Below are 16759 nucleotides of genomic sequence, written 5' to 3' on the forward strand. Positions count from 1 at the left end.
TATTTTGTATTCCTTGACACTAGTTTACCCAGTTGATAATCTACAAATAATATTTTTCAGGAAGATAAATTTGAAGGGGTGGTTAAGGTATGTGGCAAGATAAGTTTGCAAAAGAAGGTTTAACCTTTGATGATGTGTTATTAATTCCAGCGAAATCGTCAGTTCTACCTGGTGATGTTTCAATTAAAACGAGGTTATCTGATACGGTTCAACTGAACGTTCCGATTATCAGTGCTGGTATGGACACAGTAACAGAAGCAAACATGGCAATCGCTATGGCACGACAAGGCGGTTTAGGGATTGTACACAAGAACATGTCTATTGAAGAACAAGCAGAACAGATCGACCGTGTTAAACGTTCTGAAAGTGGCGTAATCACAGACCCGTTCTACCTGACACCTGAGCATCAAGTATTTGACGCTGAACATTTGATGGGTAAGTATCGTATCAGCGGTGTACCGATCGTAGATGCAGACAAAAAATTAGTAGGTATCTTAACGAACCGTGATTTACGTTTTGTTCAGGATTACTCCATTAAAATTTCAGATGTTATGACAAAAGAAAACTTAGTGACTGCACCGGTTGGCACTACGTTAAAAGAAGCTGAAAATATGCTTCAGCAATATAAGATCGAAAAGCTTCCACTTGTAGATGATGAAGGTACACTACAAGGCTTGATCACCATTAAAGATATCGAGAAAGTCATTGAGTTTCCGAACTCTGCAAAAGACACACAAGGACGTTTGTTAGTTGGAGCTGCAGTAGGAGTTACAAAGGATGCCCTTCTACGTGTAGAGAAGTTAGTACAAGCTGGTGTGGATGCGATTGTTATCGACACGGCTCATGGACATTCTGAAGGAGTTCTTCAAAAAGTTCGTGAAGTAAGAGACGCTTATCCTAAGTTAACGATCATCGCTGGTAACGTTGCTACTGCAGAGGCGACTCGTGATCTGATCGAAGCAGGAGCAAGCGTTGTAAAAGTTGGAATCGGACCTGGTTCGATCTGTACGACACGTGTTGTTGCTGGTGTGGGAGTACCACAAGTAACTGCCGTTTATGATTGTGCAACAGAAGCGAAGAAGTATGGCGTACCGATCATCGCAGATGGTGGTATCAAATATTCTGGAGATATCGTTAAAGCGATCGCAGCAGGCGGACACGCCGTTATGCTAGGCAGTATGCTTGCTGGTGTATCTGAGAGTCCAGGAGAGCGCGAAATCTTCCAGGGACGTCAATTTAAAGTGTATCGCGGCATGGGTTCAGTAGGCGCGATGGAGCGAGGAAGCAGCGACCGCTATTTCCAGGAAAATAATAAGAAGCTTGTTCCAGAAGGTATCGAAGGACGACTACCTTACAAAGGACCATTGGCTGATACGATCTATCAGTTAGTTGGCGGCATCCGTTCAGGTATGGGTTATTGTGGAACAGCAACGATCGATGAGCTTCAAAATGATTCCCGTTTTGTAAAAATTACGGGTGCTGGACTTCGTGAGAGTCATCCGCATCAAGTTCAAATTACTAAAGAAGCACCAAATTATTCAGTCTAAAGACACATTTTTAGGACAGAGGTATAACCTCTGTCTATTTTTTTGAAAATGTGTATGGTACAATAACTTTTGTGTGTAAATGGGTTTGGAGGTGCAGTTTTTTGAACAGCAAGATAAAACAACTTTTAGTGGTGACACTGATTTTTTCATTTTTTACGACGAGTTTATTAGGATTTTCAAAGTCAGCAAGTGCGGCACCGACTTTAGATGTAGCAGCTGAAGGGGCTATACTTGTGGATGCAGAAACGGGGAAAATATTATATCAGAAAAATGCTGATAAGTTACTCGCTCCTGCAAGTATGAGTAAGATGATGACCGAATACCTATTACTAGAAGCCATTGACAAGAAAAAGATATCTTGGGATCAGAAAACGAGTATTTCTGAATATGCCCATAAGATTTCTCAAAATCGAACGTTATCGAACGTACCTTTACGTGTAGATGAAAAATATACAGTTCGTGAGTTATACCAAGCAATGGCGATCTATTCAGCAAATGGAGCAACGATCGCATTATCAGAACTAATCGCGGGCTCCGAAGGTGAGTTCGTTAAAAAGATGAATGCCAAGGGTAAAGAACTAGGGATGAAAGATTTCAACTTTGTTAACTCTTCCGGCCTTAATAATAAAGACCTTTTTGGCAACCATAATTCAGGCAGTGAAACAGACGAGAACATGATGAGTCCTCGTGCAACTGCTATTCTAGCTTACAACTTACTTAAAGATCATCCAGAAGTGTTAGAAACAGCAAGTGTTCCACGTTTGAAATTCCGCGCGGGCACGGATGATGAAATTCAGATGGAGAACTGGAACTGGATGCTTCCTGAGCTCAATAGTGGCTATGAGGGAGTAGACGGATTAAAAACAGGATCAACGGACCTTGCAGGGAACTGTTTTACAGGTACAGTGAAAAAGGGAGATACTCGCCTAATTTCAGTTGTTATGAAAACAGGAACTCGCTTGGATCGATTTAAAGAAACGAAGAAACTATTTGATTTTGGATTTGCAAACTTTGAAAAAGAGCAGATCTTAAAGGATAACTATCAAGTGAAAGGCAACAAAACAATTCCTGTCGTAAAAGGTAAGGAAAAAGAAGTTAAAGTTGCTACAAAAGAACCTCTTTCCATGGTGATCAAAAGAGGAGAGAAAGAAAACTATAAGCCTAAATTTGTTATGGATAAGAAGAAGATGACAAAAGATGGCGAACTGACAGCACCTGTTAAAAAAGGTGAAGTTGTCGGTCATATCAATGTTGAGTATACAGGCAGCGGTGAAGACTACGGCTACCTGATCGATGGTGAAACAAAAGGCAAGACAGAGGTAGTAACGACTCAATCCGTTGAAAAAGCGAACTGGTTCGTTCTTGCGTTACGCGGTGTTGGCGGATTCTTTGGCGGACTTTGGTCTGGTGCCGTTGACATGGTTAAAGGCTGGTTTTAATTTTATACGATTTTAGAAGTTCTTTAGCAATTGCTGAGGAGCTTCTTTTTTTCTGAAAATATAGAGAGTTGCGCTTTTTTTGATTTGCGATAAAATAGATGAGAATACTAGTTTTATCTTAAAACAACCGAAAATTGTTGTTATAACACATATAATTCAGGGGGTAGTAAGCATGTTAAAAACAGGTACTGAACGTGTAAAAAGAGGAATGGCAGAAATGCAAAAAGGCGGCGTCATCATGGACGTTGTAAACGCAGAACAAGCTCGTATTGCGGAAGCTGCAGGAGCAGTAGCCGTAATGGCACTTGAGCGTGTTCCTTCAGATATTCGTGCTGCAGGCGGAGTAGCGCGTATGGCTGATCCTACAATCACAGAAGAAGTTTTGAATGCTGTTTCTATTCCTGTAATGGCGAAGGCACGTATCGGACATATTGTTGAAGCGCGCGTTCTTGAAGCAATGGGTGTTGACTATATCGATGAGAGTGAAGTGCTAACTCCAGCAGATGAAGTTTTCCACTTATTGAAGAGCGATTACACAGTACCTTTCGTATGTGGAGCACGTGATCTTGGAGAAGCGTCACGCCGTATCGCTGAAGGTGCATCCATGCTTCGTACAAAGGGTGAGCCTGGAACAGGTAACATCGTTGAGGCAGTACGCCACATGAGAATGATTCAAGGTCAGATCCGTAAAGTAGTTGCTATGAGCGAAGACGAGCTCATGACAGAAGCTAAGAACTTAGGTGCACCTTTCGAAGTCCTTCTTCAAATTAAAAAAGCGGGCAAGCTCCCTGTCGTTAACTTTGCAGCTGGCGGAATCGCAACACCAGCAGATGCAGCACTCATGATGGAACTTGGCGCAGACGGTGTATTTGTCGGATCAGGAATCTTCAAGTCTGAGAACCCAGAAAAGTTTGCTCGTGCCATCGTAGAAGCTACTACGCACTACCAAGACTACAAACTAATCGCTGAACTATCTAAAGGTCTCGGAACAGCAATGAAAGGTATTGACATCTCAACGCTAGCTCACGGTGAGCGTATGCAGGAGCGAGGCTGGTAAATCCATGCTAAAAATTGGAGTATTAGCCTTACAAGGTGCGGTACGCGAGCATGTAGCAGCGATTGAAGCAAGCGGAGCAGAAGCTGTAGCGGTAAAGCGTGTAGATGAACTTGCAGACCTAGACGGGTTAGTGATGCCAGGCGGCGAAAGTACAGCGATGAGACGATTGATCGATAAATATCATTTCTTAGAACCGTTAAAGAAGTTTGCTCAAAACAAACCTGTTTTCGGAACATGTGCAGGATTGATCTTGATGGCTGAACGCATCCAAGGACAAGATTCAGCACACCTTGAACTGATCGATATGACGGTTGAGCGCAATGCGTTCGGGCGTCAGGTGGACAGTTTTGAAGCAGATCTCATGATACATGGTGTAGGGGAAGATTATACGGGTGTATTTATCCGAGCGCCGTTTATCGTTGAAGTCGGGCCGGAAGTTGAGATTCTATCGAAGCATAACGATCGAATCGTAGCGGCTAAACAAGGACATTTCCTCTGTGCAGCCTTCCACCCAGAGCTAACTGACGACTACAGACTTCATCAATATTTTGTAAAAATGGTACAATCGGCTAAAGAAGTAGTTGCATAAAATACAAAAATGCTGTACATTACTATAAAATCATTATAAAAAATCAATGACAGGAACTAGTAGCAAAAATTACTTTGTTTAGAGAGTCGGTGGCTGGTGAAAACCGATCAAGGTGTTTTGCGAATCCATCCTCGAGTGAAGAGCTGAACGTTCAGTAAGCTTTTCCGGTGAAGAACCGTTACATGTAATCGAGCCGGCAATAGAAATTCTATTGCAATTAGGGTGGCAACGCGGGTTAACTCTCGTCCCTATTTCTAATTTTTATTAGAGATAGCGGGCGGGAGTTTTTTGTTTTTTCATGTGACATCTAAGACGTGATTGAACTTAACTTCTTTGGAAGGTTGAACGAAGTGTAAGGTTTGAGACTCCTGCGGGATGATTGAGCAGGTGAGACTACTAAAAGCGCACAGCGCTAGGAGGCTCACCGCACCCCCCGCGGAAAGCGAGCGACCTAAAAACGTAGTCAACTACTTTCAATAACTGCAAAGCAAAAGAAAACCGTGATTTTTTATAAACTAAAGGAGGACATAAACATGTTAGATTTAAAATTTGTTCGTGCCAATTTTGAAGAAGTAAAAGAAAAGTTATCTGCACGTGGAGAAGACCTCTCTGGGTTAGATCAGTTCGAAGCGTTAGATCAGCGCCGCCGCGAGTTAATCGGTGAGACAGAAGCTCTAAAATCTAAGCGTAACGAAGTATCTAAACAGGTAGCAGAGTTCAAGCGTGAGAAAAAAGATGCAGACCACCTCATCACAGAGATGCGCGAAGTAGGCGATAAGATTAAAACGATGGATGATGAGCTTCGCCAAGTCGAAGAAGACCTTAACGCTATCATGCTGACGTTGCCTAACATACCGCATGAAAGTGTTCCAGTTGGTGAGACTGAGGATGATAACGTACCTGTACGTCACTGGGGAGATGTTCCTGAGTTTGCATTTGAAGCAAAACCTCACTGGGATCTCGCGACTGAACTTAATATCGTTGATTTCGAACGTGGAGCAAAAGTAACAGGCAGCCGTTTCGCTTTTTATAAAGGTCTAGGAGCTCGTCTAGAGCGTGCACTTATCAACTTCATGATGGATCTGCACGAAGACGAGCATGGCTATACTGAAGTACTGCCGCCATACATGGTTAACCGTCAAAGCATGACAGGAACAGGTCAGCTTCCAAAGTTTGAAGAAGACGCGTTCAAAATTCGCGAAGAAGATTATTTCTTGATCCCAACTTCTGAAGTTCCTGTAACGAATATGCACCGAGAAGAGATTCTGACAGCTGATGAACTTCCGATCACCTATGCAGCGTACAGCGCTTGTTTCCGTTCTGAAGCGGGATCTGCAGGACGCGACACGCGCGGATTGATCCGTCAGCATCAGTTCAACAAAGTAGAGCTAGTTCGCTTCGTTAAACCTGAGGATTCTTATGAAGAGCTTGAGAAGCTGACAGGACACGCTGAAAAAGTACTGCAGCTGCTTAACCTTCCGTACCGCGTCCTGAGCATGTGTACGGCTGATCTAGGATTCACAGCAGCTAAGAAGTACGATATTGAAGTATATCTTCCAAGCTACGGTGAGTATCGCGAGATTTCTTCTTGCTCTAACTTTGAAGATTTCCAAGCGCGCCGTGCTCAAATTCGTTTCCGTCGAGATGCAAAAGGGAAGCCGGAATTCGTTCATACGCTAAATGGATCAGGCCTTGCGATCGGTCGTACAGTAGCCGCTATCTTAGAGAACTATCAACAAGAAGACGGAACTGTAGTCATTCCAGAAGTTCTGCGTCCTTATATGGGGAATAAAGAAGTAATTAAGTAAAAAAAGTAGAAGCTGACTCTAAAATGGTCTCCAAAAGGGCCGTTAGAGTCAGCTTTTATATGTTTACGGGGTGTAAAAGTTTCATTATCGGTGGTCCGAATTGGTTTTCAGGTGGTGGGAAGAGGTCTAGCGGTGAAAATTCAAGATTCACAGGTGAAAGTCATTGGATATCAGGTGGTCAGCGCTGTTTTATCGGTGAACGTGTAATAAATATAAGAACACGTACCGTAAAAGCATACGTCTAAAAAAGATAAATAAAAAAACAAAAAAAGTTTTAAAAACCGTTGACACTATATTTATCACCATGTTATTATAGTTCTTGTCAGTCACACGGAGGTATACCCAAGTCCGGCTGAAGGGATCGGTCTTGAAAACCGACAGGGGTTTAACGACCCGCGGGGGTTCGAATCCCTCTACCTCCTCCATATACATATTCAACCTCATCTGAGTTTCTCGGATGAGGTTTTTTGTTGTGTTTTATAAAAAACTGTATCATCAATTTTCAAAAACACCAATAGAAACCCTAAAATATTTTAACCATTCATACCAATGTATATAAGCGCTAACAAATTAAAGTGATAAAATTTAGTATTGACAGAACTTTTAGACAGGGCGTATGATGACAACTATAACTTAATTCAATAATGCAATACTTATTCAGAGAGACCGAGGGATCAGGCCCTATGACGTCCGGCAACCTCCATAACGGAACGGTGCTACTTCCTGCAGAATGATGATTCATTCTGGAAGATAAGTCGATGTTTACTTATTCGCCCTCTTCCATGGAATGAAGAGGGCTTTTTTATATTGTAAGGGGGAGGACATATGATCGAGATCAATGACGTTACGAAATTATATAAAGTAAAGGGCAAAGAGATCGTCGGAGTAAAAAATGTATCCCTGACGATCGAAAAAGGTGAGATCTTTGGCATTGTAGGATATAGCGGGGCTGGAAAAAGCTCGTTGTTGCGCTGTCTCAACTTATTAGAAAAACCAACATCAGGAGAGATCAAGATCGATGGCATCTCGATCACGAAGCTAGGAAAAAAGGAGTTGCGTGAGGAACGTCTGAAGATCGGCATGATCTTTCAGCATTTTTATTTGATCAGTGCAAAGACTGTTTTTGAGAATATCGCTTTCGCTTTAAAAGCAGCAGGAAAAACGAAAGAAGAAATCACCAGTAAAACAAACGAGCTTTTGAAACTGGTGGGATTAGAGAATCAAAAAGATCAGTACCCTTCCCAGCTGAGCGGGGGTCAGAAACAGCGAGTAGGTATTGCGAGAGCCCTCGCGAACGACCCGAAGGTATTACTTTGTGATGAAGCGACTTCAGCTCTTGATCCGAATACAACGAAATCGATTCTTTCCTTGCTGAAGTCCATCAATAAAAAGTTAGGCATTACGATCGTACTGATCACGCATGAGATGGAAGTAGTAAAAGAGATCTGCCACCGAATGGCGATCATGCAGGATGGAGAAATCATCGAGTCGGGTGATGTGTATAACATTTTTGCTAATCCAGAAAAAGAGCTCACAAAAACGTTCATCAGCTCTGTTATCCAGATGGATCTACCAGAACCTCTTCTAAAGAACAGAAAAGGAACGGTGATCAAGATTCAGTTCAAAGGAGCCATTGCAGAAGAGGCCGTAGTTTCTGAGCTTTTCCAAAACTTCCGTGTAAAAGGAAATATCCTTCACGGTAAGATCGAATACATTCAGGAAACACCGCTTGGTATCTTCATCATGGAACTTGTTGGTGAAGAAGCAGAAGTGAAGCGAGCGATCTCCTATATTGAAAGTCGCATAGAAAATCTTGAGGTGGTGAAACAAGTTGCTTGATTCAATTTTAAACATCCTTCCAGATCTGAATAAAGCATTCTTCGAAACGCTATATATGGTCGCTATATCGCTTGGTGTATCATTAGTAGTTGGCCTGCCGCTTGGGATCATACTATTTGTAACAGACAAAGGATTATTATTTGAGAATGCGTGGATCAAACAGATAGCGGGCATTCTTGTAAACTTGATCCGCTCTGTGCCATTCATTATTCTATTAGTCGCTTTACTGCCGTTAACACAACTGATCACCGGAACAACGATCGGACCAACGGCAGCATCAGTCTCTTTATCTGTCGCAGCCATCCCGTTCTTTGCAAGGCTCGTAGAAACCTCTTTACGGGAGATCGATAAAGGTGTGATCGAAGCGGCCGTTGCAGTAGGCGCGACGCCATGGATGATCATCCGTGAAGTCCTCCTACCTGAAGCGAAGCCAGGTATCGTTCAAGCGATAACAGTCACAGCCATCAGCTTGCTCGGCTATTCAGCCATGGCCGGTATCGTCGGCGGAGGAGGAATCGGAGACTTCGCCATCCGTTTCGGCTACTATCGCTACGACAACACGATCATGCTAACAACCGTTATCCTCCTAATCGTAATCGTCCAGCTCATGCAAGTCATAGGAGACGGTGCAGCAAAGGCTGTAAACAAGAGATAAATTTTCACACTAAAGGTGGCACGAGAAAATTTCATTTTGCGAGGTTTCGCCTATATGGTTGTAGGAACTTCATTGAGAAGTTGATTGGAGTGTAAGGTGTGAGACTCCTGCGGGACGAGCGGTCAGGTGAGACCCTTAAGGGCGCGAAGCGGGTCGCCCCGCGGAAAGCGAAGCACCTGGAACGGAAATCAACCACCTTACAAGAGCATCGAAGAAAAAAACTGTCATTAAAAAGGGGATCATCATGAAAAAAATCATACTTACACTACTAACAGCTCTGCTCGCCTTCGGCTTAGCAGGATGCTCATCTTCATCAGATGCATCAAAAGATAAAGAAGTAACCCTCGGCGCAACAGCAGGACCATACACAGACATGGTCAACAAAGCGATCAAGCCCTCACTAGAGAAAAAAGGATACAAAGTAAAAGTCATTGAATTCAGCGACTATATTCAGCCAAACATGGCATTATCAAAAGGCGATCTAGATGCGAACCTTTTTCAGCACAAAGTGTACATGGAGAATTTTGCAAAAGAAAAGAACTTAAAGCTGTCAGAAGTCATTATCGTTCCAACAGCACCGATGGGCCTCTATTCTGAGAAATTCAAATCGGTTAAGGACATAAAAGAAGGCAGCACGGTCGCTATACCAAACGACCCGGTTAACTTAGCGCGCACGCTGCTCATGCTTGAAGACGCAAAACTGATCACCATTAAAGAGGGAATCAACGAACTAACAGCTTCTGAAAAAGATGTTCAGGATAATCCTAAGAAGCTCGTGTTCAAACCATTAGAAGCGGCGCAGCTTCCACGTGCTGTCCAAAGTGCAGATGTTGCAGCTGTTCCTGGCAACTTTGCACTCGCAGCAAAGATGGACTTATTGGATGCGATTCAATTAGAGAACATGCCTGACACATACCGTAACCGTGTTGTGGTGAACACGAAAGATGTAGATTCTGCGTTCGCAAAAGATATTAAGAAGGTAGTGGAATCGAAGGAATTTGAAGAAGTGATCGATAAGGAGTTCGAAGGCTTCGGAAAACCTGAATGGATGAAGAAATAAATACAAAACCCCGGAGCTCATAAGAATTGAGCTCCGGGGTTTTTATGTTTATAAGCGAACTTCTCGTTTCGCTTCAATCTTTTGTGCGATTTTTTCTACGATGTGATCGATGGACTCTGGATTATCGCGAAGATCGTAATCATTAATATTCACACGAAGCACAGGACAAGAATTAAAAGAAGCGATCCACTTTTCATAGCGATCGTACATCTCTTCCCAATAGGAAACAGGTGTTTCTTGCTCCATCTTACGGCCGCGTTTTTGAATACGAGCTAAGATATCATCAAGAGAGCCTTCTAAGTATATCAAGCAATCAGGCTGCGGGAAGTATGGTGTCATGACCATAGCTTCAAACAGGTGAGTATACGTTTCGTAATCTACATCAGACATGTTGCCCTTATCAAAGTGCATGCGAGCAAATATACCTGTGTCTTCATAGATCGAACGGTCTTGCACAAATCCGCCGCCATAATCGAACATTCTTTTTTGCTCTTTGAAGCGTTCTGCTAAAAAGAAGATCTGCAGGTGAAAGCTCCAGCGCTTAAAATCATGATAAAAGTTTTCTAAGTATGGGTTGTTATCCACTTTTTCCATGGATGTACGAAACTTTAATTTTTCTGCAAGTGCATTCGTAAAGGTAGATTTACCCGCACCTACCATACCGGCCACTGTTATGACAGCATCATTTGGGATTCCGTACTGTATGAGTTTACTCATCGCGCAACTTCTCCTTTTTTCAGAGTTGCATCGATTAAGGAAAAGATCTTCTCTTTATCCGCTTCATACGCAACAAAATCTAAGTCATCTCCGTTAAAAGAGAGCACTGGAATCTCCGGGTGCTGCTTTTTAAAGGCAGTCATGAACGTTTCATAATCTTCAGCTAACTGTTCTAAGTACGCAGGCTCCATATTTTGCTCGATAAAACGTCCGCGCTTACGCACTCGGTCGAGCAACGTATCGAGGCTAGCGTTTAAATAGATGATCACGTTCGGTACAGGCATATCCTCAGTAAGGATATCGAAACACTGCATGTATTTATGAAGATTTCCGTCTTTTAGCGTTCGACCTGCAAAAATACGGTTCTTAAAGATATGATAATCAGAAACGACAGGTATCTGTTTAGATAAGTACTGTCCTTGAATCTCTTCAAGCTGTTTATACCTGTTGCAAAGAAAGAACATCTCGGTTTGAAAACTCCACTCATCGATGTTGTCGTAAAATTTTCCGAGAAAAGGATTCTCCTCTACAATCTCTTTCAATAATTGAAAGTTATAGTGCTCGGCAATAGCTTTTGCGAGCGATGTTTTCCCTACGCCAATCGGCCCTTCAACTGCGATAAAGGGGGTTGAACTCATCTTCCTTTTCCTCCCTTATAAATAACAAACGAAAAATTACAGACAAAGAATATTGTAGCATACGTTTTGAAAAGGTGGTGAGATTATCGGTAAAAAGTTAATGGTAAATATGCTATTTAGTACATCGTTTTATGTTTGTTTTCGTTTGCCTGTTCGATGATCGCTTTTAAATCTAAGTCTTCGCTCTTGCTGATATCGGCATTCAATGTCTTTTCCATTAAAATCAAAGCTCTTTCGTTATCTTCTTCTATATTAGATGCTGAACAATCAGCAGGTGCATAAAGTGTAAAGCCTCTCATATAAGCATCGTTTGCTGTAAAGAGAACACATATGTTGCCTGCTACACCACATAGTATTAAAGTTTGAATACTAAGCTCATTTAATAAAGTGGATAATGGGGTCGAGAAAAATCCGGAATGCTTTGGTTTGACGACAAAAAAATCATCATCGTCTGGCTGCAATTTTTTTACGAATTCACCACCGGATTGCGTGGAGCAATAATCGACAAGCTTGTGTTTATCTGATTGCCATTGTCCGAAGTTATCGTTTACATAAATAACAGGTATCTTCTCTTTTTTAGCTCGTTTCTTCAGATCATAAATTTTATCGGCGATCGGTGCTGATGTTTTTAACAAAAGTGGCGCCTCAGGAAAATTAAAGTCGTTGATCACGTCAATAATAAGCAGAGCGACCGGTATTTTATTGTTCTCGTGCTGATCTTGTTTTTCCATAACGAATCCTCTCTTTCGTTTAGCGTATTTAATAAATAGTCATTCTTATCTATATAAAGGAAATAACGAATTTGATCTATACATCCATTCCTCTCTTTATTATTAGCAAAACCTCTTGTATAATCTCTTACAACTAAAACTTTGGAGCGAAAATGATGGAGATCTTAGAAAAAGATGAATTTTACATGGAGCTTGCCCTACAAGAAGCACAAAAAGCAGCGGATATCGGTGAGGTTCCCATTGGGGCTATTTTAGTAATAGAAGATGAGATTGTCGCAAGAGCCCATAATCTCCGCGAAGCCGAACAAAGAGCGATCGCTCATGCAGAGCTTCTGGCCATTGATCAAGCTTGTAGAGAAAAGGAAGCGTGGCGACTTGAAGGAGCAACATTATACGTAACGCTAGAACCATGTGCGATGTGTTCAGGTGCGATTGTCCTCTCACGAGTAAGCCGTGTGGTGTACGGAGCGGCTGATCCTAAAGGAGGCTGCGCGGGAACGTTAATGAACCTTTTACAAGAAGAACGCTTTAACCACCAATGTGAGGTTGTAGCGGGCGTAAAGAGTGAAGCGTGCAGTCAAATTCTTTCAAGCTTTTTCAAAAAACTTCGCGATCGTAAAAGGAAGGAAAAGGAAGAGCGGAGAAAGGAGCTTTAGTGCTCCTGCGGTTGATTTTTTTAAAAGGACATAGTATACTAAATCTTGCACATTTAGTTGTGCATCTAACAATGTTATACACTTTGTCGCGCTAGATGGGGAGGTAGCGGTGCCCTGTACTCGCAATCCGCTGTAGCGAGGTTGAATTCCTCTCCTCGGCTAGTTCAACGTATGGTCTGACGGACGTAAGTGGTGTTGATGTCCGGGTCCTGCGCAACGGAGACCCATGAACCCTGTCAGGTCCGGAAGGAAGCAGCAGTAAGTGGACCACTTCGTGTGCCGTGGGGCAACCTGGACTGAGCTAACTGCATTTGTACGCATAGGTTGACTATTCCAAAGAGAGGTGCGCGGCATTCTAATATATAAACAATAACTCACCCTTGTTTCAGGGGTGAGTTTTTTGTAATGTTTCAGTATAATATAGAAAGAATGAAGTGATATAAAGGAGGCAAAGGGATGAGTTATCAAGCGCTCTACCGCGTATGGAGGCCACAGAGCTTTGAAGATATGGTCGGGCAGGAACACATTACAAAAACGATTCAAAATGCCTTGATGCAGGACAAGCTTTCCCATGCCTACCTGTTTTCAGGACCACGAGGAACGGGTAAAACAAGTGCGGCAAAAATTATTGCCAAAGCTGTTAACTGTGAACGGGCTCCAGTATCTGAGCCATGTAATGAATGTGACGCTTGTAGAGGAATCACGAACGGCTCGATATCTGATGTACTAGAGATCGATGCTGCGTCTAATACAGGTGTGGATGATATAAGAGATATTCGGGACAAAGTAAAGTTTGCACCGTCCTCTGTTACGTACAAAGTCTATATCATAGATGAAGTACATATGCTTTCAACTGGTGCGTTTAACGCGTTGTTAAAAACTTTAGAAGAACCGCCAAGCCATGTTATTTTTATTCTCGCAACAACAGAGCCGCATAAAATTCCGGCAACGATCGTTTCCCGATGTCAGCGGTTTGATTTCAAGCGGATTTCTTCACAGTCTATCATCGGACGAATGAGGCAGATCGTCGACGCAAACGGCACCGAAGTTGATGAAGAAGCCCTTCAACTGCTAGCCAGAGCAGCAGAAGGCGGAATGCGTGACGCATTGAGTCTCCTCGACCAAGCGATCTCCTATAGTGATGATAAAGTAAGAGTGGAAGATGTTTTGTCGGTAACCGGCTCAGCCTCACAAAAACATCTTTCAGAGATGGCAGAAGCCTTTTTTGAAAAAGATGTTTCAAAAGCTCTTACATTATCGACAGAACTTTTACATGAAGGAAAAGATCCTGTCCGCTTTTTAGGAGACCTTATCTACTATTATAGAGATATGCTTCTATATAAAACGGCACCTCAATTAGAAGAGCTGTTAGAACGAGTCTCAACGGACGAAGACTTTGCACGGTTAGCAGATGCTACAGCTGCAGAAGATATCTATTCGATCATCGGTCAGTTGAACGCTGCTCAACAAGAGATGAAATGGACGAACCATCCTAAGATTTTCTTAGAGACCACGTTCATCAAGATTTGTTATCAAAAGCAAGAAGGGATCTCGTCACAAGCAGGGAATCCTTCAGTTAAACCGTTAATGCAAAGAATTGAGCAATTAGAACATGAACTTAAAAAGATGAAAGAAAGCGGCTGGTCATCTAACGGACCTTCTTCCCAGACCGAGACAGAAGCTCCAAGAGAGAAACGAGTGATAAGAGGACAAGGTGGTGCATCACAAACGCAAGTAAAAGAGATGCTCAAAAAAGCAAAAAAACCAAACCTTGTTCAGCTTAAAGGAATGTGGGGAGAGATCTTAGATAAGATCCGTTCTGAAAAAGTAAGTGCATTTGCCCTGCTGTCAGGAGCAGAGCCGGTAGCTTGTTCAGATCAAATCTTTTTGCTGGCATTTCAGCATGAAATCCACCGTCAGATGGCATCTCAAGAGAACAACAGAAGCTATGTTGAAAGCGCAGTTTATAGTACAATAGGAAAGAACCTGTCCATGCTATCCATATTGGATCCAGAATGGCAGAAACTAAAAGCTGATTTCATAAAAGAACAACAGCAAGGCCAGCCATCTTCTGAAGAGAAAGAAAAAACAGAAGACCCTCTTATCGCGGAGGCGATCAAATTGGTTGGCGATGATTTAATTGAGATAAAAGAAGAGGAAGAATAAAAGGAGGAATTGTACGATGATGAAAGGCAACATGAACAATATGATGAAACAAATGCAAAAAATGCAGCGTGACATGGCAAAAGCTCAAGAGGAACTAAAAGATAAAGTGATCGAAGGTACAGCTGGCGGCGGTATGGTTACTGTTAAAGCGAACGGTCACAAAGAGATCATCGACATTATCATTAAAGAAGAAGTGGTAGATCCGGACGATATCGATATGCTTCAAGACCTTGTACTAGCGGCTACGAACGATGCACTTAAGAAAGTAGACGAACTCGTATCACAAGACATGGGCAAATTCACAAAAGGACTAAACATTCCTGGAATGTTCTAGGAATATGCTATGCATTATCCTGAACCGATCTCAAAACTGATTGAAAGCTTTATGAAATTGCCGGGCATCGGACCGAAAACGGCGGTTCGCCTGGCATTTTTCGTATTGGAAATGAAAGAAGATGACGTGCTTGATTTTGGACGAGCACTCGTTAACGCGAAACGTCAGCTTATCTATTGTTCCAACTGCTTTCATATTACTGACCGTGATCCTTGTATGATCTGCGATGATTCCAGCAGAGACCGAACGACGATCTGTGTTGTTCACGACTCCAAGGATGTTATTGCGATGGAAAAAATGAAAGAATACCGCGGACTCTATCATGTACTTCACGGTGCCATCTCACCGATGGACGGAGTAGGACCAGAGGATATTAAAGTCGCAGAACTGTTGAAGCGTCTTACAGATGAAGGTATTCAAGAAATTATCATGGCTACTGATCCGAACATCGAAGGAGAAGCCACTGCCATGTATATCGCGAGACTTCTAAAACCAACGGGTATCAAGATTACTCGTATTGCCCATGGTCTGCCTGTAGGCGGGGACTTGGAGTATGCGGATGAAGTAACGCTATCCAAAGCGCTTGAAGGAAGAAGAGAAATCTAACTAAAGGGGTTGCTTGCATGTTTTTTTCCCGAAAAGGGCGATTGAAGCGATCCGGAGATGAAGAGCTGCTTCAAAGTCTTGATGAGCTAAAGATAGACTGGATGCACCAAAAAGAAATGGTGGAACGCAGTGTCGAGCCGTCAGAAGAGGTTATCTTTAAGCTTCAACTAGCAGAATCAAAATACTTCTTCTTATTAAAAGAAGCAAAAAAAAGAAACGTCACTACCAGCAAGTTAAAATAACTGCTGGTCTTTTTTTTGGACAACTCCCATACAATGACTAGTAAATAACTTGGATGTTGTATAGGAGGAATCGAGAATGGAGCCAATAACGGTAATCGCTATTCTTGGAACGATCATCTTTGTTCTGCTTCTAGTAGGTGCTCCAATGCGGCCGATACGCTGGATCGGATTCGGTATTACACGCTTTTGTATTGGTGCACTGTTGCTTTTCTTATTAAATGCAGTCGGAAACTCATATGATATTCATATTCCGATCAATGCGTTTACCGCTCTGATCTCAGGAATTGCTGGACTGCCCGGCATAGCTTCCCTAGTAGCTATCGAATTCTTCATCTTGAACTAGGGGGTTTATAAGTATTCATAAACCAAGGTTTAGAGAGCGATAATCAGCTTTCTAAACCTTTTTTCATTTATTTAAAGTAATTTCAAAATAGCTATTGACCTTAAATCACAATACGTGGTATATTATTTCTTGTCGCCGCAACACATGAAACATTGTTGCAGGCGGGAAACAAATTTTAAAAAACGGTTGACTTCTTATTATAAAGATGTTATCCTAATAAAGTCGCTAAAACGAGCGACACACGAAACACACAGTTCTTTGAAAACTGAACAAAAGAAATAGGTAAGGAATTAAGAATTAATTCCGTCAGTTTTAAAATCGAGCAAGACAAA

At 42.3% G+C, this 16759-nt stretch carries 17 protein-coding genes, 1 tRNA gene, 1 other RNA gene, 1 riboswitch and 1 other annotated feature; of the genes, 16 read left to right on the top strand and 3 right to left on the bottom strand.

Annotated features, from left to right (window positions below):
- Positions 1-89 precede the first annotated feature (89 nt).
- The 9 genes from guaB to ACNJYY_RS00105 all read left to right on the top strand — a co-directional run bounded on the left by guaB (position 90) and on the right by ACNJYY_RS00105 (position 9994).
- Positions 90-1547, top strand: coding sequence for an IMP dehydrogenase (guaB, locus tag ACNJYY_RS00065; RefSeq protein WP_416730127.1), 1458 nt, complete (start codon positions 90-92; stop codon positions 1545-1547).
- 128 nt (positions 1548-1675) lie between these two features.
- On the top strand, positions 1676-2986 hold the full coding sequence (locus ACNJYY_RS00070) for a D-alanyl-D-alanine carboxypeptidase family protein (RefSeq protein WP_416731773.1): 1311 nt from the start codon (positions 1676-1678) through the stop codon (positions 2984-2986).
- 172 nt (positions 2987-3158) lie between these two features.
- Positions 3159-4043, top strand: a complete 885-nt coding sequence (pdxS, locus tag ACNJYY_RS00075) for a pyridoxal 5'-phosphate synthase lyase subunit PdxS (RefSeq protein WP_066390422.1) — start codon at positions 3159-3161, stop codon at positions 4041-4043.
- 4 nt (positions 4044-4047) lie between these two features.
- Positions 4048-4632, top strand: coding sequence for a pyridoxal 5'-phosphate synthase glutaminase subunit PdxT (gene pdxT / locus ACNJYY_RS00080; protein WP_416730128.1), 585 nt, complete (start codon positions 4048-4050; stop codon positions 4630-4632).
- A 37-nt stretch (positions 4633-4669) separates the two neighbouring features.
- Positions 4670-4885, top strand: a binding site (T-box leader).
- A 280-nt stretch (positions 4886-5165) separates the two neighbouring features.
- Complete coding sequence (gene serS / locus ACNJYY_RS00085) at positions 5166-6440, top strand: serine--tRNA ligase (RefSeq protein WP_198769472.1); 1275 nt, start codon at positions 5166-5168, stop codon at positions 6438-6440.
- A gap of 332 nt (positions 6441-6772) precedes the next feature.
- Positions 6773-6865, top strand: a tRNA-Ser gene (locus tag ACNJYY_RS00090).
- A 225-nt stretch (positions 6866-7090) separates the two neighbouring features.
- Positions 7091-7197: riboswitch (SAM riboswitch) on the top strand.
- A gap of 68 nt (positions 7198-7265) precedes the next feature.
- Positions 7266-8279 carry a methionine ABC transporter ATP-binding protein gene (locus ACNJYY_RS00095; RefSeq protein WP_416730129.1) on the top strand — a complete coding sequence of 338 codons (1014 nt, stop codon included), beginning with the start codon at positions 7266-7268 and terminating at the stop codon, positions 8277-8279.
- Complete coding sequence (locus ACNJYY_RS00100; RefSeq protein WP_225219028.1) at positions 8272-8934, top strand: methionine ABC transporter permease; 663 nt, start codon at positions 8272-8274, stop codon at positions 8932-8934. Before ACNJYY_RS00095 ends, ACNJYY_RS00100 begins: the two co-directional genes overlap by 8 nt.
- Positions 8935-9178: 244 nt before the next feature.
- Entirely contained in the window at positions 9179-9994 is an 816-nt protein-coding gene (locus tag ACNJYY_RS00105) for a MetQ/NlpA family ABC transporter substrate-binding protein (protein ID WP_197223312.1), read from the top strand.
- Positions 9995-10042: 48 nt separating this feature from the next.
- Here the strand turns inward: ACNJYY_RS00105 and ACNJYY_RS00110 are convergent, their stop codons facing one another.
- The 3 genes from ACNJYY_RS00110 to ACNJYY_RS00120 all read right to left on the bottom strand — a co-directional run bounded on the left by ACNJYY_RS00110 (position 10043) and on the right by ACNJYY_RS00120 (position 12080).
- Positions 10043-10711 (bottom strand): deoxynucleoside kinase, encoded by a 669-nt coding sequence (locus ACNJYY_RS00110; protein ID WP_066390443.1) that lies wholly within the window; start codon positions 10709-10711, stop codon positions 10043-10045.
- Complete coding sequence (locus ACNJYY_RS00115) at positions 10708-11349, bottom strand: deoxynucleoside kinase (RefSeq protein WP_066390445.1); 642 nt, start codon at positions 11347-11349, stop codon at positions 10708-10710. Before ACNJYY_RS00115 ends, ACNJYY_RS00110 begins: the two co-directional genes overlap by 4 nt.
- A 116-nt stretch (positions 11350-11465) precedes the next feature.
- Complete coding sequence (locus ACNJYY_RS00120) at positions 11466-12080, bottom strand: isochorismatase family cysteine hydrolase (RefSeq protein ID WP_416730130.1); 615 nt, start codon at positions 12078-12080, stop codon at positions 11466-11468.
- A gap of 152 nt (positions 12081-12232) precedes the next feature.
- Here ACNJYY_RS00120 and tadA point away from each other — a divergent pair, with 152 nt between their 5' ends.
- The 7 genes from tadA (at position 12233) to ACNJYY_RS00155 (ending at position 16427) form a co-directional block, all read left to right on the top strand.
- Positions 12233-12736 (top strand): tRNA adenosine(34) deaminase TadA, encoded by a 504-nt coding sequence (gene tadA, locus ACNJYY_RS00125; protein WP_416730131.1) that lies wholly within the window; start codon positions 12233-12235, stop codon positions 12734-12736.
- Between the two features lie 86 nt (positions 12737-12822).
- Positions 12823-13087: signal recognition particle sRNA large type (ffs, locus tag ACNJYY_RS00130), an RNA gene on the top strand.
- Between the two features lie 105 nt (positions 13088-13192).
- Positions 13193-14902 carry a DNA polymerase III subunit gamma/tau gene (gene dnaX, locus ACNJYY_RS00135; RefSeq protein ID WP_416730132.1) on the top strand — a complete coding sequence of 570 codons (1710 nt, stop codon included), beginning with the start codon at positions 13193-13195 and terminating at the stop codon, positions 14900-14902.
- A 16-nt stretch (positions 14903-14918) separates the two neighbouring features.
- Positions 14919-15236, top strand: coding sequence for a YbaB/EbfC family nucleoid-associated protein (locus ACNJYY_RS00140; protein WP_370630164.1), 318 nt, complete (start codon positions 14919-14921; stop codon positions 15234-15236).
- Between the two features lie 9 nt (positions 15237-15245).
- The gene (recR, locus tag ACNJYY_RS00145) at positions 15246-15842 is read left to right on the top strand and encodes a recombination mediator RecR (protein ID WP_066242586.1); all 597 of its coding nucleotides are present in this window, start codon (positions 15246-15248) and stop codon (positions 15840-15842) included.
- 17 nt (positions 15843-15859) lie between these two features.
- The gene (locus ACNJYY_RS00150) at positions 15860-16084 is read left to right on the top strand and encodes a YaaL family protein (RefSeq protein WP_066390458.1); all 225 of its coding nucleotides are present in this window, start codon (positions 15860-15862) and stop codon (positions 16082-16084) included.
- 76 nt (positions 16085-16160) lie between these two features.
- Positions 16161-16427 (top strand): pro-sigmaK processing inhibitor BofA family protein, encoded by a 267-nt coding sequence (locus tag ACNJYY_RS00155; protein ID WP_416730133.1) that lies wholly within the window; start codon positions 16161-16163, stop codon positions 16425-16427.
- Positions 16428-16759: the final 332 nt, after the last annotated feature.

The sequence above is a fragment of the Fictibacillus tiangongensis genome, from assembly GCF_048083785.1.
In the GTDB taxonomy this organism is placed as follows: domain Bacteria; phylum Bacillota; class Bacilli; order Bacillales; family Fictibacillaceae; genus Fictibacillus.

Excerpts from the sequence above, each read along its gene's own strand:
- guaB (WP_416730127.1), top strand. The coding sequence starts at position 90 with ATGTGGCAAGATAAGTTTGCAAAAGAAGGTTTAACCTTTGATGATGTG.
- pdxS (WP_066390422.1), top strand. The coding sequence starts at position 3,159 with ATGTTAAAAACAGGTACTGAACGTGTAAAAAGAGGAATGGCAGAAATG.
- pdxT (WP_416730128.1), top strand. The coding sequence starts at position 4,048 with ATGCTAAAAATTGGAGTATTAGCCTTACAAGGTGCGGTACGCGAGCAT.
- serS (WP_198769472.1), top strand. The coding sequence starts at position 5,166 with ATGTTAGATTTAAAATTTGTTCGTGCCAATTTTGAAGAAGTAAAAGAA.
- ACNJYY_RS00095 (WP_416730129.1), top strand. The coding sequence starts at position 7,266 with ATGATCGAGATCAATGACGTTACGAAATTATATAAAGTAAAGGGCAAA.
- ACNJYY_RS00105 (WP_197223312.1), top strand. The coding sequence starts at position 9,179 with ATGAAAAAAATCATACTTACACTACTAACAGCTCTGCTCGCCTTCGGC.
- ACNJYY_RS00110 (WP_066390443.1), bottom strand. The coding sequence starts at position 10,711 with ATGAGTAAACTCATACAGTACGGAATCCCAAATGATGCTGTCATAACA.
- ACNJYY_RS00115 (WP_066390445.1), bottom strand. The coding sequence starts at position 11,349 with ATGAGTTCAACCCCCTTTATCGCAGTTGAAGGGCCGATTGGCGTAGGG.
- ACNJYY_RS00120 (WP_416730130.1), bottom strand. The coding sequence starts at position 12,080 with ATGGAAAAACAAGATCAGCACGAGAACAATAAAATACCGGTCGCTCTG.
- tadA (WP_416730131.1), top strand. The coding sequence starts at position 12,233 with ATGATGGAGATCTTAGAAAAAGATGAATTTTACATGGAGCTTGCCCTA.
- dnaX (WP_416730132.1), top strand. The coding sequence starts at position 13,193 with ATGAGTTATCAAGCGCTCTACCGCGTATGGAGGCCACAGAGCTTTGAA.
- ACNJYY_RS00140 (WP_370630164.1), top strand. The coding sequence starts at position 14,919 with ATGATGAAAGGCAACATGAACAATATGATGAAACAAATGCAAAAAATG.
- recR (WP_066242586.1), top strand. The coding sequence starts at position 15,246 with ATGCATTATCCTGAACCGATCTCAAAACTGATTGAAAGCTTTATGAAA.
- ACNJYY_RS00150 (WP_066390458.1), top strand. The coding sequence starts at position 15,860 with ATGTTTTTTTCCCGAAAAGGGCGATTGAAGCGATCCGGAGATGAAGAG.
- ACNJYY_RS00155 (WP_416730133.1), top strand. The coding sequence starts at position 16,161 with ATGGAGCCAATAACGGTAATCGCTATTCTTGGAACGATCATCTTTGTT.